Annotated in this window: 19 protein-coding genes; 11 read left to right on the top strand and 8 right to left on the bottom strand. The window is 69.9% G+C overall.

Features of this window, described 5'->3' with window-relative positions; translation table 11 throughout:
- Positions 1-4: 4 nt before the first annotated feature.
- Together SACXIDRAFT_RS20070 and SACXIDRAFT_RS20065 are read left to right on the top strand one after the other, a co-directional pair.
- Positions 5-736, top strand: coding sequence for a DsbA family protein (locus tag SACXIDRAFT_RS20070; protein WP_006240513.1), 732 nt, complete (start codon positions 5-7; stop codon positions 734-736).
- Positions 733-1,650, top strand: coding sequence for a cytochrome c biogenesis CcdA family protein (locus SACXIDRAFT_RS20065; protein ID WP_006240512.1), 918 nt, complete (start codon positions 733-735; stop codon positions 1,648-1,650). The genes SACXIDRAFT_RS20070 and SACXIDRAFT_RS20065 overlap by 4 nt, the downstream gene beginning before the upstream one ends.
- Position 1,651: 1 nt before the next feature.
- Here the strand turns inward: SACXIDRAFT_RS20065 and SACXIDRAFT_RS20060 are convergent, their stop codons facing one another.
- Positions 1,652-2,470 carry a PIG-L family deacetylase gene (locus SACXIDRAFT_RS20060; protein WP_040922821.1) on the bottom strand — a complete coding sequence of 273 codons (819 nt, stop codon included), beginning with the start codon at positions 2,468-2,470 and terminating at the stop codon, positions 1,652-1,654.
- A gap of 152 nt (positions 2,471-2,622) precedes the next feature.
- Between SACXIDRAFT_RS20060 and SACXIDRAFT_RS20055 the strand changes: the two genes are divergently transcribed.
- From SACXIDRAFT_RS20055 to SACXIDRAFT_RS20045, 3 genes are all read left to right on the top strand, one after another.
- A complete protein-coding gene (locus SACXIDRAFT_RS20055) occupies positions 2,623-3,315 on the top strand; it encodes a trimeric intracellular cation channel family protein (protein ID WP_050986964.1) in 693 nt (230 codons plus the stop codon).
- 139 nt (positions 3,316-3,454) lie between these two features.
- Positions 3,455-4,024 (top strand): CBS domain-containing protein, encoded by a 570-nt coding sequence (locus tag SACXIDRAFT_RS20050; RefSeq protein WP_006240510.1) that lies wholly within the window; start codon positions 3,455-3,457, stop codon positions 4,022-4,024.
- A 408-nt stretch (positions 4,025-4,432) separates the two neighbouring features.
- Positions 4,433-6,793 (top strand): cytochrome P450/oxidoreductase, encoded by a 2,361-nt coding sequence (locus tag SACXIDRAFT_RS20045; protein WP_006240509.1) that lies wholly within the window; start codon positions 4,433-4,435, stop codon positions 6,791-6,793.
- 328 nt (positions 6,794-7,121) lie between these two features.
- Here SACXIDRAFT_RS20045 and SACXIDRAFT_RS20040 read toward each other — a convergent pair whose 3' ends face one another.
- From SACXIDRAFT_RS20040 to SACXIDRAFT_RS20015, 6 genes are all read right to left on the bottom strand, one after another.
- On the bottom strand, positions 7,122-7,796 hold the full coding sequence (locus SACXIDRAFT_RS20040) for a CoA transferase subunit B (RefSeq protein ID WP_006240508.1): 675 nt from the start codon (positions 7,794-7,796) through the stop codon (positions 7,122-7,124).
- The gene (locus SACXIDRAFT_RS20035) at positions 7,793-8,563 is read right to left on the bottom strand and encodes a CoA transferase subunit A (RefSeq protein ID WP_006240507.1); all 771 of its coding nucleotides are present in this window, start codon (positions 8,561-8,563) and stop codon (positions 7,793-7,795) included. Before SACXIDRAFT_RS20035 ends, SACXIDRAFT_RS20040 begins: the two co-directional genes overlap by 4 nt.
- Entirely contained in the window at positions 8,560-9,744 is a 1,185-nt protein-coding gene (gene fahA, locus SACXIDRAFT_RS20030) for a fumarylacetoacetase (protein ID WP_006240506.1), read from the bottom strand. The genes SACXIDRAFT_RS20035 and fahA overlap by 4 nt, the downstream gene beginning before the upstream one ends.
- Positions 9,741-10,667 (bottom strand): hypothetical protein, encoded by a 927-nt coding sequence (locus tag SACXIDRAFT_RS20025; RefSeq protein ID WP_006240505.1) that lies wholly within the window; start codon positions 10,665-10,667, stop codon positions 9,741-9,743. Before SACXIDRAFT_RS20025 ends, fahA begins: the two co-directional genes overlap by 4 nt.
- A complete protein-coding gene (locus SACXIDRAFT_RS20020; protein ID WP_006240504.1) occupies positions 10,613-11,812 on the bottom strand; it encodes a homogentisate 1,2-dioxygenase in 1,200 nt (399 codons plus the stop codon). The genes SACXIDRAFT_RS20025 and SACXIDRAFT_RS20020 overlap by 55 nt, the downstream gene beginning before the upstream one ends.
- Positions 11,813-12,124: 312 nt before the next feature.
- A complete protein-coding gene (locus tag SACXIDRAFT_RS20015; protein ID WP_006240503.1) occupies positions 12,125-13,012 on the bottom strand; it encodes a LysR family transcriptional regulator in 888 nt (295 codons plus the stop codon).
- 97 nt (positions 13,013-13,109) lie between these two features.
- On the opposite strand from SACXIDRAFT_RS20015, the gene SACXIDRAFT_RS20010 reads away from it, so the two are divergent.
- Together SACXIDRAFT_RS20010 and SACXIDRAFT_RS20005 are read left to right on the top strand one after the other, a co-directional pair.
- Positions 13,110-14,297 (top strand): MFS transporter, encoded by a 1,188-nt coding sequence (locus tag SACXIDRAFT_RS20010; protein ID WP_040922295.1) that lies wholly within the window; start codon positions 13,110-13,112, stop codon positions 14,295-14,297.
- A 130-nt stretch (positions 14,298-14,427) separates the two neighbouring features.
- Entirely contained in the window at positions 14,428-15,474 is a 1,047-nt protein-coding gene (locus tag SACXIDRAFT_RS20005) for an ankyrin repeat domain-containing protein (protein ID WP_006240501.1), read from the top strand.
- Between the two features lie 16 nt (positions 15,475-15,490).
- Here SACXIDRAFT_RS20005 and SACXIDRAFT_RS20000 read toward each other — a convergent pair whose 3' ends face one another.
- On the bottom strand, positions 15,491-16,246 hold the full coding sequence (locus SACXIDRAFT_RS20000) for an EI24 domain-containing protein (protein ID WP_006240500.1): 756 nt from the start codon (positions 16,244-16,246) through the stop codon (positions 15,491-15,493).
- 173 nt (positions 16,247-16,419) lie between these two features.
- On the opposite strand from SACXIDRAFT_RS20000, the gene SACXIDRAFT_RS19995 reads away from it, so the two are divergent.
- From SACXIDRAFT_RS19995 to pdhA, 4 genes are all read left to right on the top strand, one after another.
- Positions 16,420-16,950, top strand: coding sequence for a DUF1772 domain-containing protein (locus SACXIDRAFT_RS19995; protein ID WP_157599691.1), 531 nt, complete (start codon positions 16,420-16,422; stop codon positions 16,948-16,950).
- Between the two features lie 56 nt (positions 16,951-17,006).
- Positions 17,007-18,215, top strand: a complete 1,209-nt coding sequence (locus SACXIDRAFT_RS19990) for a PucR family transcriptional regulator (RefSeq protein WP_006240498.1) — start codon at positions 17,007-17,009, stop codon at positions 18,213-18,215.
- Between the two features lie 106 nt (positions 18,216-18,321).
- Entirely contained in the window at positions 18,322-19,848 is a 1,527-nt protein-coding gene (lpdA, locus tag SACXIDRAFT_RS19985) for a dihydrolipoyl dehydrogenase (protein ID WP_006240497.1), read from the top strand.
- Complete coding sequence (gene pdhA, locus SACXIDRAFT_RS19980) at positions 19,845-20,888, top strand: pyruvate dehydrogenase (acetyl-transferring) E1 component subunit alpha (RefSeq protein WP_006240496.1); 1,044 nt, start codon at positions 19,845-19,847, stop codon at positions 20,886-20,888. Before lpdA ends, pdhA begins: the two co-directional genes overlap by 4 nt.
- The last annotated feature ends 1 nt before the right edge of the window (position 20,889 follow it).

Here is a 20,889-nt window from a genome sequence, read left to right as displayed (position 1 = left end):
GCCGATGTCCGCACCATCACGGCGGGACACGTCCAAGCGGGACGGGATCCTCATCGCCGTCCTGATCATCGTCGCGGTGGGCCTGATCGTCCACCTCGCCACCGGCAGGTCGGGCGACGACCCCGCGACGGCGGCGGGCCAGCAGGAGCAGCAGGCTCAGCGGGAATCGACCGGTGCCGACCCGCTCGCCGACCTCCCGAGGAGGGAGCCGGGCGACCCCATGGCTCTCGGCGAGCCCGGCGCACCGGTGACGATGGTCATGTACGAGGACTACCGCTGCCCCTTCTGCGCGAAGTTCAGCACCGACATCGCCCCCGAACTCATCGAGCGCTACGTCGATCGCGGTGTGCTCCGCATGGAGTGGCGTGATCTGCCCATCTTCGGAGAGCAGTCGCTCGCCGCCGCGCGAGCGGGCAGGGCCGCCGCGGAGCAGGGACGCTTCTGGGAGTTCACCGAGGCTGTCTACGCGGCCTCGCCCGACCGCGGTCACCCCGACCTCACCCCCGGGAAACTCCGGGATTTCGCGCAGCAGGCCGGAGTCGCCGACCTCGACCGGTTCTCCTCGGCGCTGGACTCGACCCGCTACGACGCCGACATCGAGGCTGACATGCAAGAAGGGACCACGATCGGGGTGTCGAGCACACCGACATTCATCATCAACGGCAAACCCGTTCTCGGCGCGCAGCCACTCGACACTTTCGTGTCCGTGATCGAGGAGGCAGCCGCCGGATCATGATCGAAATCGGACTACTCGGCGCTTTCCTCGGCGGTGTCCTGAGCCTCGTCAGCCCGTGCTCAGCCCTGCTTCTTCCGTCCTTCTTCGCCTACGCCTTCGACAGCGCAGGCACGCTGGCCCGGCGGACCACGGTGTTCTACGCCGGGCTTCTCGTCGTGCTCGTCCCGCTCGGCGCGGGCGTCGGCGCGATCGGCGCACTGCTCACGCGCTATCGGGGCATCGCCACCCTGGTAGGGGGCTCCGTCCTGCTCCTGCTCGGCGTCGCGATGATCCTCGGGCTCGGGTTCGGCTCGGCTGCGGCCCAGCGCGCCACCTCACGTATCCGGATCTCGTCGAGCGCGTCGGTGTTCGCACTCGGCACCGTCTACGCGCTGGCCGGTTTCTGCTCGGGACCGCTGCTCGGGAGCGTGCTGACGGTCTCGGCCGCCGGTGGTGACCCCGTCTACGGCGGCGCGCTGCTGGCGCTGTACGCGCTGGGGATGGCGGCGCCACTGTTCGTCCTGGCGCTGGCGTGGGATCGCTTCGACCTCGGCGGTCAGCGGTGGCTGCGCGGACGCGAACTGCGGATCGGCCCCCTGCGCACCCACTCCACCAGCCTGGTGTCCGGCCTGCTGTTCATCGGGGTCGGCCTGCTCTTCCTCCTCACCGACGGCACGGCGAACCTGGGCGGGCTCACCGGCGTCGATACCCAGTTCTCGATGCAGGTGTGGTTGCGCGATCTGGCCGCCGCTGTCACCGACGGCGCCGTGCTACTCGGCGTGACGCTGGCGGCGCTGCTGGTGCTGGTGGTACGCCTGATCCGGCGGCGCGGGACAGCGCGGGCGGGCGAGGAGCCGGAGCCCCTCACGGCGCGGCAGTCGAGCGGAGAAGGCGAAGGTACTCCCTCACCGGACGCCTCCGGTGAGGGCCGGTGAGTCAGGACTTCTCCTCGTTCCAGTAGCACCGCTTGCCCCACCTGGCCCACTCGCCGTCGAAGTCGCACGGCGGGTCGCCGCCGTAGAGCTGCTTCACCTTCTCCACGTAGGAGTAGTAGAGCTTGCGCTTGTGGTCGTACTCGGCACCCGAGAGGTTGGGGGGACGCCCGTCGGTGCGGTAGGACAACCACCACGCCCGGTAGTAGCCGTCGGCGTGCACGAAAGTCTGGAGCGCGTCGCCGGTGGCGTAGTGGTCGGGATGGCTGCCGGAATCGCGTTTCCGGTCGTAGTCCGATGCGTTCACCCAGGGGTGCACGGTGTCGCTGCCCTGACGCTCGGCCGTGAGGATGCCGTGCAGTGTGTCCACGACCTCGATCCAGGACGAGTAGTGCTGGGACGCGAGGGACGCCCCGCCCGAGGCCACGCTGTCGATGCCGCTGATCTTGCCGTCACGAAGCTTCGGCAGGCTCTGGTTCTTCGTCGTGGGAAAGCCGTTGCCGTCCAGGTTCCCGTCAGGAAGGCGCAGGAAGTAGCACCGCCAGGTCGGGGAGAGGTACCGCGTCACCGCGTGCGTCGCCGTGTGCCCCTTGACCGTGATCACCTCCGGTTTCGCCGCGCCGCCACCGGCCACCCGGCAGGCTTCCACGAGACCGGCTTCACGGGCCTGCCACCAGCCGTTCTCGAAACCCGCGTCGCCTGCGGTGGTCACCACCACGACCGTCTTCATGTCCGTCCAGGTGAGGTCGTTCCACAGGTGACTTCCCCTGAACAGCAACACGTCGTCGGGATGCCCGCTGACATGGAACACGATCCCGGTCATGGCCCGCACCATCCTTCGCCCGGTTGTCCGCACCTGTGCCCAGGGTCGGGCGGGCGCGCCGTCCGGGTAAGGGGCTGAAGTCCCGAAGGACGGGATCATCCCCGGCGGCACCCGCGAGGTGAGGCACCGACGCCGAGCCTCAAACTGGCGGGGTGCTCCACTCCCCTGTGATCCTCGCCCTCGACCTGCTCGGCACGTTCGCGTTCGGGCTCAACGGCGCGCTCACCGCCACGAGAGCCGCCCGCCTCGACCTGGTGGGTGTGCTGGTTCTCGGCATGATGACGGCTCTCGGCGGCGGGATACTCAGGGACATTCTGATCAACGTGCCGCCCACGACCTTCGGTGACGTGCGATACCTCGCCGTGGCCGCGGGCGGGGCGCTGGTGGCGTTCCTGCTGAGCGTGGAACTGGAGCGCTACGTCCGGCTCATCACCGTTTTCGACGCCATCGGGTTGAGCGTGTTCTGCGTCACCGGAGCGAGCAAGGCGCTCGACGCCGGACTCGGCTCCGTGCAGGCCGTGCTGCTCGGTGTGATCACCGCCGTCGGCGGCGGAACCCTGCGCGACGTCGTGGTGCAGCGGGTACCGACGGTGCTGACGAGCGACTTCTACGCCGTCCCCGCCCTCATCGGCGCCGTACTCGCGGTGGCAGCGGCAGGCATCGGAGCACCCGGGCTCGTCGGCGCGCTCGTGCCCGCCGCGGTGGCCTTCGCCATCCGCATGCTCGGAGTCCGCTACGGCCTCCGCGTGCCCCGCCCGCGAACGACGCGATCCCGGCGTTCTCGACGGCGGAGTTCCGGCGGTGAGGACACCGGCCTGGACACCGGCGGCGCCCATGACGGCTGAGGGACGCAGCGCGCATGAGACACGGTGGGAATCCGGCTCTGTCGCGAGGTCGCGGGACCTGTCGCGGGACCTTAGGCCCTGAAACCGGGCCGCCGAGCCGGGAAGTCTGGTCGCAGCCCCGCCAGTGAGGAGAAGCGGCATGCGAGCGTCCGACATCATGTCGAGGCCGGTTGTCACCACGACTCCCGGTTCCCTGTTGATGGACGCGGTCGTGCGGCTGACCGAGGGCGGCTTCGCCGGACTTCCCGTCGTTGACGAGGAGCAGCAGGTGGTCGGCATGATCACCGAGTCCGACGCCCTCCGCGCGGCGGAACAGGCCAACACCACGGGCACCGCCACCGCACCGAGGGTCGCGGACGTGATGACCAGTCCCGTCGCGGTGGTGTCCACGAACGACGACGTCATGGACATCGCGAGACTCATGCTGGGCGACCGCCTGCGCAGCCTTCCCGTGGTGGAGAACGGGGAACTCGTCGGCATCGTGAGCCGCAGGGACGTGCTGAAACCGCTCGTGCGGCCCGACGACGTCGTCGCGGCACACGTGCAGTCGGTGCTGGACGCCTACAGCGGACAGCACGGCCGCTGGTCGGTCGAGCTAGCAGGCAGGGTCGCCGTGATCCGCGGCGAGTTCGACGACACCGCCGAACAGCGAGTGGTGATCAGCCTTGTGCGCACGGTCCCCGGCATCGCGGACGCGCGCATCGAGTAACGGCTTCGCCTGCCTGGACGGACCCAGCAGCCCCCGGGAGGGTGCGCGGGCGCGGGCGCCAGGACGGCCACCCGCGCGGTGACGCGGCCTCGTCCGATCGCCGCCGAGAATCCCGGTACCGCCACGAGTCCGCCAGGCCGGGGCAGCAGCACGACGACCGGCACGGCCGCGCTGCACCGGCGCCTGTTCACCTCCGGTCGTCCGGACCCAGCGGGCGCCTGCGAAATCCTGTTCTCCTGCCGCATCGCACGCACGGCAGTCCCCTCGGTCGGATGCGCTCTCGTCCAGGCCGAATCGGCACCTTGACCACCGAGAAAGGCACCCCTAGGCTCTGGTCATTATCTTAAATCGCACATCTTTGTGCGATAAAAGTGAAAGCCCTGTACAAAGCTGTATGGAGGGAGCGTCATGGGCGCGGAGTCGGCCTCGGCCACCACCACTGCCACCAGCAACGGGGAGGGCAGCGGAGGGTGCCCTGTCGATCACGCCCGCCTCAGTCCCACGGGATGCCCCGTGTCGGCACGCGCGGCGGCCTTCGATCCGTTCACCGGGCCCTACCAAGAGGACCCTCCAGGCTCACTGCGCTGGTCGCGCGACGAGGAACCGGTGTTCTACAACCCCCAGCTCGGCTACTGGGTGGTGACGCGCTACGAGGACGTGAAGGCGATCTTCCGCGACAACATCACGTTCTCGCCGGCCAACGTCCTCGAGAAGATCACGCCGTTCGGCGACGAGGCGAACGCGGTGCTCGCGAAGTACGACTACGGGATGAGCCGCACGCTCGTCAACGAGGACGAGCCAGCGCACATGCCCCGCAGACGTGCGCTGATGGAGCCGTTCACCCCGCCGCAGCTGGCTCACCACGAGCCGATGGTGCGCAGGCTGGTCCGTGAGCACGTGGACCGTTTCATCGACAAGGGCAAGGCCGATCTCGTCGATGAGATGCTCTACGAGATCCCGCTGACGGTGGCGCTGCACTTCCTCGGTGTCCCCGAGGAGGACATGGAGACCCTGCGCCGCTACTCCGTCGCGCACACCCTGAACACCTGGGGACGTCCCGCGCCGGAGGAGCAGGTCGCGGTCGCCGAGAACGTCGGCAAGTTCTGGCAGTACGCGGGCACCGTGCTCGACAAGATGCGGGAGGACCCCTCCGGGCCAGGCTGGATGCAGTACGGAATCCGGCTGCAACCCGAGATGCCCGACGTCATCACGGACTCCTACCTGCACTCGATGATGATGGCCGGCATCGTCGCCGCTCACGAGACCACCGCGCTCGCCTCGGCCAACGCGATCAAGCTCCTGCTGGAGAACCGGTCGCTCTGGGAGGAGCTGTGCGCCGATCCGAGCCTGATCGCGAACGCGGTCGAGGAATGCCTGCGCTTCTCCGGCTCGATCGTGGCGTGGCGGCGGATCACCACGAAGGCGACGAAGATCGGTGACGTCGAGCTCCCCGAGGGCGCGAAACTCCTGATCGTCAACACCTCGGCCAACCACGACGAGCGGTTCTTCGACAACCCCGACGAACTCGACCTCCGGCGCGAGAACGCCAGCGACCACCTCAGCTTCGGCTACGGCGCACACCAGTGCATGGGCAAGAACCTCGCCAGGATGGAGATTCAGATCTTCCTGGAGGAGCTGACCACCCGGCTGCCCCACCTTGAACTGGCGCCCGGCCAGACGTTCACCTACCTGCCCAACACGTCGTTCCGCGGCCCCGAGCACCTGTGGGTGCGGTGGGACCCGGCGAAGAACCCGGAGCGGGAACGCCCGGAGATCCTCGACCGGCAGGTCAAGATCACGATCGGCCAGCCGTCGCGGCGGTCCATCTCGCGCACGATGGTGGTGCGTGAGGTCGCGCGCGCGGCCGACGAGGTTGTGCGGATCACACTCGCCGATGTGCGGGACCGGCCGCTGCCGAAGTGGTCACCGGGGTCGCATGTGGACATCGAACTCGGTGAGCTGTCCCGGCAGTACTCGCTGTGCGGTGACCCGGACGACCGGTCGTGCTACCAGATCGCGGTGCAGAAGGACCGCGAGAGCAGGGGCGGTTCCCGCTACGTCCACGAGCGGCTCGCCGTCGGCGACACTCTGCGGGTGCGAGGGCCGCGCAACCACTTCAAACTCGACCCCGACGCACGGCGTTACCTCTTCATCGCGGGAGGCATCGGCATCACCCCGATCCTCGCGATGGCCGACCACGCCCGCAGGCAGGGCAAGGACTACGAACTGCATTACTGCGGCTCCACCCGTGCCGCGATGGCGTTGCTCGACCGGGTGACACGGGACCACGGCGACGCGCTCGTGCTCCACGTCTCCGACGAGGGCACCAGGCTCGACGTGGAGTCGTTGCTCGCCGAACCCCGCGACGACACGCAGATCTACTCGTGCGGCCCGCAGCGCCTGCTCGACGCGCTGGCCGAGGCCACGAGCCACTGGCCGGAGGACTCGCTGCACGTCGAGCATTTCTCCAGCGACCTCGGTGAGCTGGACCCGGAGAAGGAGCACGCCTTCGATCTCCGCCTCGCTGACTCCGGTATCACCGTCACGGTCGCGCCTGACCAGACCGTTCTCGCCGCGCTGCGGGCAGCCAACATCGACGTGCCGAGCGACTGCGAGGAGGGGTTGTGCGGCAGTTGCGAGGTCGGCGTCACCGAGGGCGAGATCGATCACCGGGACAAGGTGCTGACCAAGGCGGAGCGGGCCGTCAACAACAAGATGATGACCTGCTGCTCCCGTGCCTGCGGCGATCGGCTGACGCTCGCGCTGTGACGACCGCTACCCTGACCGCTCTGTGACGGCGGACCTCGGTGTCGCCGTCACAGAGCGGGAGCGCCCCGGGTAATGCCCGGGCGAGAGCCTTCCGGTAGCGGCCCGCCGGGAGTCCTCGGGGGACGACCGCGTCAGGAGGAAGCCCTCGGGTAGCGCCGTCACAGGCGGGAGCTCCCGGTAGCGGGGCCGCCGGACGAGAGCCTTCCGGTAGCGGCCGCCATCTCGTTCTCCCACCCCGTCCACCACCCGCGTGCCACCCGCATAACGCACGGACAAAGGCCCACCCCGGCGATGATCACGCTGGGGTGGGCCTTTCGTGACAGGTGCGTCAGACGGTGACAGGGGCCCCTGTCGAGGCGACCAGGTGTTCGGCCGTCACACCGGGGGCGAGTTCGACCAGTGCGAGCCCACCTTCGGGACCGTCCGCGACGTCGAGGACGCCGAGGTTGGTGATGATTCGCTGCACGACCCGCTCACCGGTCAGCGGCAGCGTGCACTTCTCGAGGATCTTCGGGCTGCCGTCCTTGGCGGTGTGTTCCATCAGCACGATCACCCTGCGGGCGCCGTGCACGAGGTCCATCGCCCCGCCCATGCCCTTGACCATCTTGCCGGGAACCATCCAGTTGGCCAGGTCGCCGGTGACGGACACCTGCATACCGCCCAGCACCGCCGTGTCGATGTGCCCACCCCGGATCATGCCGAACGACAGCGCGGAGTCGAAGTAGGCCGCGCCGGGGTTCACCGTGACGGTCTCCTTCCCCGCGTTGATCAGGTCGGGGTCGAGGTCCTCCTCCAGCGGGTACGGTCCCGTGCCCAGGATGCCGTTCTCGCTGTGCAGCACCACATCGACGCCCTCAGGCAGATAGTTCGGGATCAGCGTGGGCAGCCCGATGCCGAGGTTGACGTACTCGCCGGGGCGCAGTTCCCTCGCCGCCCTCGCCGCCATCTCCTCGCGGGACCAGCCGGTCACGGTCGTCGCCGTCGTCGCTGTCGTGTCGGTCATGCCCCCGAGACCTCCTCGGCCTTGCGCACGGTGCGCTTCTCGATCCGCTTGTCCTGCGGTCCGGTGTGGACGATGCGCTGCACGAACACACCGGGCAGGTGCACCTGCGCCGGGTCCAGCTCACCCGGCTCGACCAGACGCTCGACCTCGACGATGGTGATCCGCCCCGCCATCGCGGCGAGCGGGTTGAAGTTCATCGCGGTCTTGTTGAACACCAGGTTGCCCTGCGTGTCGCCCACCTCGGCGTGCACGAGGGCGAAGTCGGCGACGATGGCCTCCTCCAGCAGGTAGCGCTTGCCACCGAACTCCCGCACCTCCTTCGGAGGCGACGCCACCGCGACACCGCCGTCGGCGTCGTAACGCCACGGCAGCCCGCCGTCGCCGACGGGAGTGCCGACCCCGGCGGGCGTGTAGAACGCCGGGATACCGGCACCGCCCGCGCGCAGCCGCTCGGCGAGCGTGCCCTGCGGTGTCAGCTCCACTTCAAGCTCACCGGCGAGGTACTGGCGGGCGAACTCCTTGTTCTCCCCGACGTAGGACGCGGTGACCCTGCGGATGCGACCCGCCTCCAGCAGCACGCCGAGGCCCTGGCCGTCGATACCGCAGTTGTTGGAGAACACCTCCAGCTCCCTCGCCTCGCTCTCGGCGAGAGCCGCGATCAGGGTGTCCGGAATGCCGCACAGTCCGAACCCGCCGACGGCCAGCGACGCACCACTGGGGATGTCGGCGACCGCCTCGGCCGCGGTCTCGACCACCTTGCCGTTCATCGCTGTGCCCCCTTCGCGGGAAGAATCCGGTTGCGAACCTCGCCGAAGCCGATCCGGCCACCTGAGGCAGCCGGTGCGGTGGCCGTGATGGCGACCTCGTCGCCGTCACGCAGAAACGTACGTTCCTCGCCACCCACCTGGATCGGCTCCTTGCCGCCCCAGGTGATCTCGATGAGCGCGCCGCGCTGGTCGCGCTCCGGCCCGGAAATCGTGCCAGACGCGAAGAGGTCGCCGGTGCGCGAGGATGCCCCGTTGACCGTCATGTGCGCCAGCATCTGCGCGGGCGACCAGTACATCTCGCGGTACGGCGGGCGGCTGATGACCTGCCCGTTCAGCTCCACTTCCAGTGCGATGTCGAGCCCCCATGGCGAGCTCTCTCTCAGGTAGGGCAGCGGCTGCGGGGCCTGAGGCGGCGTGGCGACCCTCGCGGTCTCCAACGCGAGCAGCGGTACCACCCACGGCGAGATCGACGTCGCGAAGCTCTTACCGAGGAACGGCCCGAGCGGCACGTACTCCCACGCCTGGATGTCGCGCGCCGACCAGTCGTTGACCAGCACCGCGCCGAACACCCGCTGCTCGAACTCCTCCACCGGAACCGGCGAGCCGAGTTCCGAGCCGGTGCCGACGACGAAGCCCAGCTCGGCTTCGATGTCGAGGCGCCTGCTTTCGCCGAACGTCGGCGAATCCTCGTCGGGCGCCTTGCGCTGACCACACGGGCGCACCACATCGGTACCGGACACCACCACTGTGCCCGCGCGCCCGTGGTAGCCGACGGGAAGGTGCTTCCAGTTCGGCATCAACGGTTCCGCGTTCGGCCGGAACAGCCTGCCGAGATTGCTGGCATGGTGCTCGGAGGCGTAGAAATCGACGTAGTCGGCGACCTCGAAGGGCAGGTGCGTGCGCACATCGCTCACCGCGTGTACCGCCGCGTCCGGCACGTCACCGGACACCAGCTCGGTGATCCGCTCCCGCACTCGCACCCACCGCGCGTGGCCCTGCGCCATGAACCCGTTCAGCACGGGCTGGGCGAAGACGTCGTCGCCCAGCGTCGCCGCGAGGTCAACCACGTGATCACCGACCCGCACACCGACGCGGGGCGCGGTGCCCTGCGTCGAGAAAACCCCGTACGGCAGATTGTCCAGCCCGAACAGCGAACCGTCGGGCACCTCGATCCGTGTCATGCGATCCTCTCGTTCTCGGTCAGCGAGGAGGGCAGCAGGCCCAGCGCGATCATCTCAGTGAGCGGGTCACTGACGCTGCACGTACCGAAGGACCGGAACGCGGCCCTGGCCGAGGAGACCGCCTCAGCGGGCAGCGCGGCCACCCGCGCGGCGATCGCCGCGCCGTCGCGGTCGGCGAGGACGCCGGCCAGCTCGGCGGAGTCCGCTCCGCGCAGCGCCGCGTCGGTGGCCAGCAGCAGGTTGAGGAAGCCGTGTTGCTCGAAACCGGTGTCCGGATCGGTGTTGCGGATCGCGTGGTGCAGCCCGGCCGTCGCCTTGAACGGGATCCCAGCCGCCACCACGGCGGCGACAGCCTCGGCCAGCTCGGTCTCGTCCGGATACAGCTCGGCGCGCACCCCTCCGGTGCGGAACTTCGCCTTGTACCGGGTCGAGGGCAACGCCGCGATGATCTCCGGCCTTCGCTCGTCGCGGGGCACCTCGACGAACACGTCCACCACGTCGTCGATACCCACGGCGTCGAGTGCCTCGATCAGGGAGGCGGCGCCCATCCCCGAGGGGACAGCCACTTCGAGGGCGCGTAGCCGCACCGGCAACCGCGCGGCGGTGTCCAGCACGCCACGCACGGTGGAAGGACCGTCGGGCGCCGTCACGGCGAGGTCGAGCCGGTGCCCGCCAGGAAAGGGCACGAGCCCGGCCAGCTCGGTCAGCGCCGAGGCCGAGACGACGAGCGGGCCGACCAGCTCCGCGTACGGCGCGCTGACGTGCCGCACGTGGGCAGGCACCGCCTCCGCGAGGGGCGCCAGCCCCGGCGGGAAGATCGCGGCGTCGTCACACAAACCAACGGCGAACGGCGGAACAGCGGCCGGACTCACTGCTTCGGCCCCCGGCCAGCCCAGGTCCAGGCGTAGTTCCGGTCTTCGCACGCCAGACCACCCTCACCCAGCTCCAGCGGCCGGAAGGTGTCCACCATGACGGCGAGTTCGTCGAAGAACTCCACCCCGATGCTGCGCTCGTACGCACCGGGCTGCGGCCCGTGCGCGTGCCCGCCGGGATGCACCGAGATCGATCCCTGGCCGATGCCCGAACCCTTCCTCGCCTCGTAGTCGCCGCCGCAGTAGAACATGATCTCGTCGGAGTCCACATTGGAGTGGTAGTACGGAACGGGGATCGCCTGCGGGTGGTAGTCCACCTTGCGCGGCACGAAGTTGCACACCACGAAGTTGTGCCCCTCGAAAACCTGGTGCACGGGCGGCGGCTGGTGAACCCGCCCGGTGATGGGCTCGAAGTCGTGGATGCTGAACGTGTACGGGTAGAGGCAGCCGTCCCAGCCCACCACGTCGAACGGGTGCTCCGGATACACCATCACCGTGCCGACGACCCCGCGCGAGGTCCGGTGCTTGACGAACACCTCGACGTCCGTGCCCTCCGCGGTGAGGATCTCCGAGGGGCCGTGCAGGTCGCGTTCGCAGTACGGGGCGTGCTCAAGCAGCTGCCCGTAACGCGACAGGTACCGCTTGGGCGGCGTGATGTGGCTGTTCGCCTCGATCGCGTACGCGCGCAACGGCTTGTCGCCCTGCGGAAGCCAGCGATGCGTGGTGGCCATCGGGATCACGACGTAGTCGCCCTCGGTCGCCTTGAGCGAGCCGAAGACGGTCTCCACCACCGCGTCACCGGACTCGACGTAGACGACCTCGTCGCCGGTGGCGTTGCGGTACAGCGGCGAGACGGCGCCTGCCACCACGTACGACAGCCGGACGTCGGCGTTGCCGAGCACCAGCCTGCGGCCGGTCACGACGTCGGTGTCCTTCCAGCTCTCGCCGGGGAACAGGTCGTGGAGCTTGAGGTGCCGGGGCTGCAACGGATGGTTCGGCGTCGTGGACTGGTCCGGCAGCTCCCACACCCGCGAGTCCACGATGGCCGAGGGCAGGTTCCGGTGATACAGCAGCGACGAGTCGGAGGAGAACCCCTCCTCGCCCATCAGCTCCTCGTAGTAGAGGTTGCCGCTGCCATCGCGGTGTTGCGTGTGCCGCTTCGCCGGGACGTCACCCAGGCTCCGGTAGTACGCCATGACTTGCCTCCTTGGAAGTCTCGCCGTGCGGGCCGGTACGGGTACCCGGCCGCACCACCCATGGGCATAGTAAACGTATTTACTAACTTCCGGGAGTGTGGCACACGACACAACCGCAGACTCCGAACATGTGCCACTCCGACCACTCGCCCCTGCGGAACCCTCATTCCGCCGAGGTGATTACACCTCTCGCCCACTCCACCCTCGAACCGGGCCGGAAAATTAGTACATCTATTAACTATCTTGCGCGCGCTTGTTCGGGGACCAGGAAACTCACGCCGGGACCGTGGCTCGCACACCGGGACCACGCTGTCAGGACAGTTCGCCGAAAGCCTGCGCGAACGCCCGGATTCTCGCGGTCTCGTGCTCGCGGTGCCAGACGAGCCCGAGCATCGAATCGGGCAGGCCGGTCACGGGGACGAACGCGACGCTGCCGCGCGTGTAGGAGGCCGCGGTCGGCTCGCACAACAGCATTCCCCCGCGACCCGCGGCCGTCAGCGTGAGCCCCTCCTGGAGGGTCCGCACCTCGGGCCCCCGGGGAATCCGCACCCCGCGCGGTGTCGTCTCGGGCGCCTGCGCGCGGCGCCAGTAGCCCGGAGCGGGCCCGCACACGCCGATCAGCGCGACCCCGGCCAGTTCCTCGGCGCTCACGTGCGAACGCCGGGCGAGCGGGTCGCGGCTGGAGACGGCGAGCGTCTGCCCGTGTTCGGCGAAGACCGTCCCGACGACCAGATCGGGCTCCTCGACCGGCAACAGCACCACCGCCACGTCCACCTCCGCCCGGTACACGGGGCCGAACGGGTCGGACAGCGGGATCTCCACGATCTCGGTGACACAGCCGGGATGGCGTCGCTGGAACAGGTCGATCACCTCGGTGATCCGGTCGTCCGCCGTGCCCTGGAAACCGATCCGGAGCCTGCCCTCGATTCCCCGCGCCGCCGAACGTGCCTCCTCGACGCTGTCGCGCACGGCGCTGTACGCGGGGCGCAGGCGCTCGACGAACCGCTCTCCCAGCGGGGTCAGCCGTACCCGGCGGCTCGTCCGCTCCACCAGTGTGGCGCCGATCCGCGTCTCCAGAGACCGCAGCAGCTGGCTCACCCGCCCCTGCGACACGTACAGACGGCTGCCCGTCCTGCCGAAGTGCAGCTCCTCCGCGAGCACAAGGAAGCACTCCAGCTCACGGAAATCCAGATTCGTCACAAGCGGTCACCCGGCCCCGGCATCGATCAGTCCGGCTCATACAAGCATCAGGAAACGGCCGTTGTTCCCTCGCGGCCCCGGCGGTTCGCTTGAGGACATGGTCCGGATTGAGGAAACCTCGCGCCGGTCGTCCGCCACGGCGGGCTGGCTCGGCGTCGTCACGGTCGCGTTCGCGACGTTCACGGTCGTCACCTCCGAAATGCTGCCCGTCGGTCTGCTGACCCCGATCGGTGCGGCGCTGCGGGTGAGCGAGGGAACCGCCGGGCTCACCCTGACGATCACAGGCCTCGTCGCGGCGGTGTCGGCGCCGCTGCTGACGGCGGTGCTCGGCCGGTTCGACCGGAGGGCCGCCCTGGCGGCGCTCATGACGGTGCTGGCCGCGGGAAACGCGCTCGCCGCCGTGGCACCGAACTTCGCCGTCATGGTGCTGGCCAGGGTGCTCGTCGGTCTCGGGATGGGCGGGGTGTGGGCGATCGCGGCGGGCATCTCGGTCCGGCTCGTTCCGGCCAGATCGGTGGGCACGGCGACGTCACTGGTGTTCAGCGGTATCGCGGTGGCGTCGGTACTCGGCGTCCCCGCAGGCACCTACCTGGGGGAACTCGCGGGCTGGCGAGCGGCGTTCCTCGTCTTCGCCGGGCTCGCGCTCGCACTCGCGGTGACGCTGCTCCTCGTGCTGCCGCCGCTTCCCGCCGAGCAGCCGGTCGGGCTCGGCGGTGTCCTCTCCCTGCTCGGCAACCCGGTGCTGCGGACGGGGCTCATCGTGATGGCGTTGATCGTCACTGCCCACTTCGCCGCCTACACCTACGTCCGCCCCGCGTTGGAGGAGATCGCCGGAGTCGGTCCGGGGCTGATCGGCACGCTGCTGCTCGTGTACGGCGTGGCTGGTGTACTCGGCAACTTCGCGGCGGGGGCAGGGGCCGCCCGCTCACCCCGCACCACCCTCGTGGTGATCAGCATCGGGCTGGCCGTGACTCTGCCACTGCTCGCCCTCGTCGGCACCTCCACGCTGACGGCAGGCGTGGTGCTGGTGGTCTGGGGCGTCGCCTACGGCGGGGTGTCGGTCGGCACGCAGACGTGGGTGCTGGCCTCGGTCCCCGACGCCCGTGAGGCGGCGTCCTCGCTGTTCGTGGGCGGGTTCAACGCCGTCATCGCGCTCGGCGCCTTCGCGGGAGGGCGCATCGTCGATGTGGCGGGGGTCTCCACCGCCCTCTACACCGGCGGCGCGCTCGCCGTCATCGCGGTGGCCGTTCTCGCGCTGGGGAAGGCACCTTCGGGGTCGCGCTGAGCAGGTCGCGCCACGGCACAGCCGATCTCGTGACGGTGTCCGCGCGGAGGGGAGCCCGAAACCGTCGGTGGCCCGGGCTACCCTCCGCCCGAACAGGGTGAGAAGAGAAGGTGACCGAGAGCGAGGAGCGATGCCGGAACGGTGGCAGCGGGCAGCGGCGAGCGGCTGGCACGATCCCGCCACGGTGCGGACGCTCCTGGCCGAGGGCGCCGACCCCAACGCCGTCCTGAACCCGGGGGCCGCCACTCCGTTGCACGAAGCGGTGTTCGCCGACGCGCCTGCCGGCACGCTGGAAAGCCTGATCGCCTGCGGAGCCGAGGTCGATGCCACCGACGCCGAAGGCGTCACTCCACTGTGGATCGCCGTGCGGTACGGCCATCGCACGGCCGTCACGGTTCTGCTGCGCGCGGGGGCCGACCCATGGTCCCCGGTGGTGTCCGGCCGTTCAGCGGGCCGCCAAGCCCTTGACGGCCCGCTGGCCGACCTGGTTCGCGACCTGCCGGGCGCTCCCGTGATCGCCGAGGAGGAACGGCGATCACGGGAGCGTGCGGATGCGCTGATCGGCTCCTACCGGTGGGTGTGGGACTGGATGGTCTTCCTCCAGGACGTCACGCTCGTGTCGGGGCTGACCGAGGACGAGGCCGTGCGCCGTCTCGGCGCCGACCCCGCCCTGTCCCGGCGGGTGCGCAGCCCCTACCACGACGTGCTCGGCGATCCCGGCGAAACCACCGACTTCGACGGCATCATCGATATCACCGACATCGAAGAGCACGCGGACGCCACCGGCGAAACCGGCACCGCACCGCCCGGCTCCTTCCCCGTCTACCTCGGCGCCCGCGACGGCGGCGTGTGCCTGCTCGGGCAGGCCGCCGCCACGGAGACAGCGTGCCGACGACTGTCCGAGGGCACCCGGCTGGCCACCGTGTTCGTCAACGAGGCCAAGAGGATCTGCTCCGTGCGGTGCTGGGAGGACGGCAGCGAGCTCTACCGCACCGATCCGGTCGGGCTCGCCCCGAACGACAGACCCGAGGAGTGGCTCTACCGGTTCGGTGACGGCGCACACCGCAGCGCCTACGAGGCGAGGGCCTTCGCCCTGCTCACCCACCACACCGGAGTTCACATCGACGAGATGTGGTTGTCGCGCGGGCCGATGCGGGGAGTCGAGCCGCATCCCTGACTCCCCCGCTTCTCCCTCAGCCGACGGGAGCCGGGTCGGTGCGCAGGACGTCACGGGCGACGAGCACACCTCCGACGAAAGCGATCGGGAACACGATGATCGCCAGAAGCGGGATCAGGCACAGTAGGGAGGCGGGCAGTCCGAGGCCGAGCGCGAGGCCCCGGCGCTTCCGCAACGCGAGCCGCCGTTGCCTGAGATCCATACCCCGCCGGTAGAACGACACCGCCACCAGTTCGAGCGCGAGGAACCACGCCGCCACCAGAGCAACGAGCACGGGGACCACCGTCTGTCCCAGCACAGGCACGAATCCCGCGACGAACAGCGGGATCGTGAACATGAGCGACCGCAGCATGAGAAGGACGCCGTCGCGCAGCCCCATCCACAGCAGCCGCCACCACGGCAGCTCGGCCTCACTCGGGGCGCCGCCGAGGTCGTCCTCGACCTTCTCGGCGATGTGCTCGTAGAAAGGACCACCCAGTGCCAGTGTCAGAGCCGAGAAACTGACCATGCCGATCACCATCGCCGCGCCGAACACCGCGACCCCGGCCGCGATCCGGACAATCATCTGCCACACTCGCGCCCAGTCGTCGGCGAACGGCGTGATCAGTGTCGCCAGGTCGTCGATCCAGAAGGCGAGCGCGATCACCCCGCCCGACAGCAACGCCGTGGTCAGCACCACCGGCAGCGCCCCGATCAGCAACAACTTCGGCGACCGGAGCAGAATGCCCAGTCCCTGCCCGAAAAACCGGACACCCTTCAAGAAATCACGCACCGGTCATTCCTACCAGTGGAAGTGATCACTTCGGTCGGCGACCCGGCGCGGCCTCGCATTCCGACGTCGTCGTCCGGCAACGCGGGCGCACGTGACCGTACGTCCGGAAGCGACAGTGGTAACCGTCTCCACGCGGACGCGCACCCGCGATTCCGCGCCTACCGTCGTCCCTCGTGAGAACATTCGTGACCGGCCTGCTGATCAGCCTGACCGCGGCCACCACCGTCTCGTTCGGAGCGGTGCTCGGCGAAACCGTCATGCTGTACCCGAACATCTTCCGCGATCCGCCCTCCTCGCTGGTCGAGGCGAGAGAGTTCCTGGTGGCGGGCAGCCCTTCGGACTTCTTCCCCCCGCTGGGACTCGCGATCATCGTGGCCAGCCTGGCCGCGGTGGGCGCCACGTTGCGGCGAAAGGGAATCCGGGCCTACGTCGCTGGTGCCGCGGTGGTGTACCTGTGCTGCGAGCTGCTGTTCTCCGCCGTGTGGTTCTGGCCGCGCAACGAGATCATGTTCGTCGATCCCGTCGGAACCCACTCCTCTGAACTGCTGCGCGCCACGGCGCGCGAGTTCGTCGCGGGGCACTGGGTCCGCCTCGCCGGTGGTGCGATCACGGCAGCCCTGCTGTTCACGGCGTTGGTGCGGTGGGTGAGCGGCCCCGCGCGGTCGCGCGCCATCGGCTCACCGTCGTCCGTGCCCGGGACCTGACCCTCGCGCCGCCGCGCGGCCCTCGCCCTGCGTCGAGCAGAGGTAACGTCGCGAGCGTGCGAGCACAAGGTCCCCGCTACAACACCTCACCGGTCACCCGCGCGCTGGCCGGGGCGCTACTGCGCGAGGTCGAGCCCCTCATCGGCAGGCTGCTGGCGGCGATCTTCACGGACAACCCGGCGTGGACCGACTACAGCCCCGTCCCGCACGATGACCTGCGGGAGGGCTGCCGTGACTACCTCACCCGTGTGCTGGAGGTGCTCGGCGGCCACGTCGGGCCCTCGTCGGACGACGACGTCGCCGCGACCATCGCCAGGCATCGCCTCGCCCAGGGCGTTCCGCTGGAGGTGATGCTGCGGACGTTCCGGCTCGGCGGACGCATCGTGTGGGAGGCGATGCTGGAGCAGGCCGACCGCACCGAGGTGCCCCCCGACGCCGTTCTGGAGGCGGGCACGGCCACGTGGACGGTGATCGACCACCTGTCGTCGGCGCTGTCCACCGCGTACCGCGACAGCGAACTCGATCGGGTTCGCCGCGACGAGCAACGCCGCACCGCGCTGCTGGAGGACCTGCTCGGCGCGCGGGCCCATGACATCGCGTTCGCCACCCGTGCGGCCAGGGAGCTGGAGCTTCCCGCCGCGAGCCCCTACCTCGCGGTGGTCGCCGACATCAACTCCGACGGCATCGCGGCGCTCGCGGGCGCGAGGACGGCGCTGGCCGCGGTCGGCATCAGGTCCGTGTGGCTGAGCCGGGTGGACACTCTCGTCGGGCTCGTGGCGCTGGAACACCGCTCCGAAGCCGAGGTGCTCGCCCGTTTGCGGCCTCTCGCGCGCGGTAGGGCGGCGGTCTCGCCGACCGTGGCGGAGATCGCCGAGGTGAGCACGGCCCACACCCTCGCGCTCCTCGCCCTCGGCACGGCTGCTCCCGGCCGGCCGGGGCTCGTCTCACTGGAGGATCGCCTGCCCGAGAGTCTGCTGACCCGCTCACCCGACCTCGCGGACCTGCTGGTCGCCCGCAGCCTCGGCGGTGTGCTCCGACGACCGGCCAGGGAGCGCGACGTGCTGCTGCGCACACTCGCCGTGTGGCTGGAGGAGGACCGTTCCGCGGCCCACGCCGCGGCCCGCCTGCACTGCCACCGCAACACCGTGCTGAACCGGTTGCAGCGGGTGTCGTCTCTCGTCGGGAGGCCCCTGCACGGCAGGCGGGCCTACGTCGAGCTGTCGTTGGCCCTCACCGCGCTGGAGCTGCCGGACGAGCCACTCTGACGGCTGGGGGCGCGAGGACTGGGCACCGCGCCCAATTCGGCGCCGGGAAAGCTGGGCGTTCGGGCATGGTGACCGACCGTCACGCACACGAGACTCGTGCCATCCGGTGACCGCCGACGACCCGGGTGCGGTCACCGTCAGCGACGCGAAGGAGCACGAGGACGTGCGGGAATTCGATCTGCTCGTGATCGGCGGCGGACCTGGCGGCTACGTGGCCGCGATCCGCGCCGCCCAGCGCGGGCTCTCGGTGGGCGTTGTGGAGAAGGAACGTCCCGGAGGGGTCTGCCTGAACTGGGGCTGCATCCCCACCAAGGCCATGCTGCGGTCGGCCGAGGTGTTCCGGACCGTGCAGGAAGCCGAACAGTATGGCGTCGTGGCCGAGACGGCCGGGATCGACTACGCCTCGGTGCTGCGCCGCCGCGACGACGTCGTGCGCACGCTTGCCGACGGGGTCGCCGGGTTGCTGAGGGCCAACGGCGTCACCGTCGTCGAGGGACACGCGCGGTTCACCGGTCCCACCACAGTGGACATTCACGCGACCGGGCCCTCACCGGTCGCACCCAACGGGCCGCGCTACGCGGCCGAACCGGGCGAGCAGGTGGACGGCGCGACGGCGCGCGCCGTCGTCATCGCGACGGGATCGACCCCCGCGCCGCTGCCGATTCCCGGCGCCGACCTGCCCGGAGTGGTCACCTCGGACGGCGCGCTCGGGCTCACCGAGATTCCGGGGCGGATCGTGATCGTCGGCGGCAGCGCCGTCGGCGTGGAATGGGCCAGTCTGTTCGCCGCGTTCGGCAGTGAGGTCTCCATCGTCGAGCTGCGGGAGCGGCTCGTTCCCGCCGAGGACGCCGATGTCAGCGCCGCGCTTCAGCGGTCGTTCACCGCTCGCGGGATCACCGTGCTCACCTCCTCCACGGTCACCGCGATCACCGAGGCGGGGGCGGAGGCACCGCTGCGGGTCGCCGTCGGCGGTCCACACGAGCGGGAGCTCGACGCCGACGTGGTTCTCATCGGCGTCGGCCGCAGGCCCAACACCGCCCACCTCGATCTCGCCGCCGCCGGAGTGGCCACCGACGAGCGTGGCTTCGTCGTCGTCGATGAGCGGATGCGCACGAACGTCGAGAACGTGTTCGCGATCGGCGACGTCACCGGCAAAGCACTGCTCGCGCACGTCGCCTCGCACCAGGGGCTCGTCGCGGCCGACGTGGCGGCAGGCCATGACGCCGTCCTCGACGATGACGTCGTGCCTGCCGCCACCTTCTGCCACCCGGAGATCGCGAGCGTCGGGCGCACCGAGGAGGCCGCCCGCGCCGACGGCCACGACGTCGTCACCGCGAAGATCCCCTTCGCCGCGCTGGGGCGGGCGAGGTCCACAGGAGACACCGAGGGGTTCTGCAAGATCGTCGCCGACCGGCGCCACGGCGAGGTGCTCGGGGTGCACGTCATCGGACCGTCGGCCAGCGACCTCATCACCGAGGGTGCGCTCGCCATGAGTCTGGAGGCGACCCTCGACGAACTCGCCGACACCATCCACGCGCACCCGACGCTTGGCGAGATCGGCATGGAGGCCGCGCTCGCCGCACAGGGCCTGCCGGTGCACGTGCCACCGACCCGCGTGAGGAGCTCACGATGACCGACACGATCGAACGGCCGATGCCCACCCTCCTCGACGAGGACCCGGAGACGCTGCGCCGGTACTACCACGACATGGTGCTCGTCCGACGCTTCGAGGAGCGCGCCGCACAGGGCTACACCCAGGCGAAGATCGGCGGCTACTGCCACCTCAACCTCGGCGAAGAGGCCACGGTCGTCGGGTTGCTCGCCGCGATGCGACCGACCGACTACCTGTTCACCAACTACCGGGAACACGGCTACGCGCTCGCCAAGGGTATCGAGCCCGGCCGCGTGATGGCCGAACTGTACGGCCGCAGCACCGGCACCTCCAAGGGCTGGGGCGGCTCGATGCACCTCTTCGACACGTCCAGCCGCCTCCTCGGCGGCTACGGCATCGTCGGTGGGCAGCTGCCGCTGGCCGTCGGCGCGGCGCTCGCGGTGGACTATCGGGGAGACGACGACGTCGTCGTGTGTCAGATGGGCGACGGGACCACCAACATCGGCGCCTTCCACGAGTCGCTGAACATCGCGGCGCTGTGGCGGCTTCCGGTCGTCTTCGTCGTCATCAACAACAACCTCGGAATGGGCACCACCGTCGAGCGGTCGTCGGCGGAACCCGAACTCTTCCGGCGAGCTGCGGCCTACCGCATGCCCGGAGAACGGGTGGACGGCACGGACCTGCTCGCCGTGAGAGACACGGCCCGGCGGCTGATCGAGCAGGCCCGTTCCGAGGGAACCCCGGCACTGCTGGAGACGGTCAGCCACCGGATGAAGGGGCACTCCGTCGTCGATCCGGCCCGGTATCGCAGCGAGGCCGAGGCCGCCGCGGCCCGCGCGGCCGATCCCCTCACTCGGTTCCGTGCCGACCTCGTCGCCGCCGGGATCATCGACGACGACGGCGCGGACGCCCTGGAGCGGTCGGCGGACGAGGAGGTGGACGCGGCGGTGGCCTTCGCCGAGTCCAGCCCGCACCCCGACCCGTCGAGCCTGTTCGACCACACCTACGCCACGCCCGTGCGGGGCGACTCCCACAGGCTGCCCGCCGACCCGCTCTTCTAGA

Source organism: Saccharomonospora xinjiangensis XJ-54, from assembly GCF_000258175.1.
In the GTDB taxonomy this organism is placed as follows: domain Bacteria; phylum Actinomycetota; class Actinomycetes; order Mycobacteriales; family Pseudonocardiaceae; genus Saccharomonospora; species Saccharomonospora xinjiangensis.
Note: the sequence above shows the minus strand (reverse complement) of the source record. Positions and strands in the feature narration are given on the sequence as shown.

Excerpts from the sequence above, each read along its gene's own strand:
- SACXIDRAFT_RS20070 (WP_006240513.1), top strand. The coding sequence starts at position 5 with ATGTCCGCACCATCACGGCGGGACACGTCCAAGCGGGACGGGATCCTC.
- SACXIDRAFT_RS20065 (WP_006240512.1), top strand. The coding sequence starts at position 733 with ATGATCGAAATCGGACTACTCGGCGCTTTCCTCGGCGGTGTCCTGAGC.
- SACXIDRAFT_RS20060 (WP_040922821.1), bottom strand. The coding sequence starts at position 2,470 with ATGACCGGGATCGTGTTCCATGTCAGCGGGCATCCCGACGACGTGTTG.
- SACXIDRAFT_RS20050 (WP_006240510.1), top strand. The coding sequence starts at position 3,455 with ATGCGAGCGTCCGACATCATGTCGAGGCCGGTTGTCACCACGACTCCC.
- SACXIDRAFT_RS20045 (WP_006240509.1), top strand. The coding sequence starts at position 4,433 with ATGGGCGCGGAGTCGGCCTCGGCCACCACCACTGCCACCAGCAACGGG.
- SACXIDRAFT_RS20040 (WP_006240508.1), bottom strand. The coding sequence starts at position 7,796 with ATGACCGACACGACAGCGACGACGGCGACGACCGTGACCGGCTGGTCC.
- SACXIDRAFT_RS20035 (WP_006240507.1), bottom strand. The coding sequence starts at position 8,563 with ATGAACGGCAAGGTGGTCGAGACCGCGGCCGAGGCGGTCGCCGACATC.
- fahA (WP_006240506.1), bottom strand. The coding sequence starts at position 9,744 with ATGACACGGATCGAGGTGCCCGACGGTTCGCTGTTCGGGCTGGACAAT.
- SACXIDRAFT_RS20020 (WP_006240504.1), bottom strand. The coding sequence starts at position 11,812 with ATGGCGTACTACCGGAGCCTGGGTGACGTCCCGGCGAAGCGGCACACG.
- SACXIDRAFT_RS20010 (WP_040922295.1), top strand. The coding sequence starts at position 13,110 with ATGGTCCGGATTGAGGAAACCTCGCGCCGGTCGTCCGCCACGGCGGGC.
- SACXIDRAFT_RS20005 (WP_006240501.1), top strand. The coding sequence starts at position 14,428 with ATGCCGGAACGGTGGCAGCGGGCAGCGGCGAGCGGCTGGCACGATCCC.
- pdhA (WP_006240496.1), top strand. The coding sequence starts at position 19,845 with ATGACCGACACGATCGAACGGCCGATGCCCACCCTCCTCGACGAGGAC.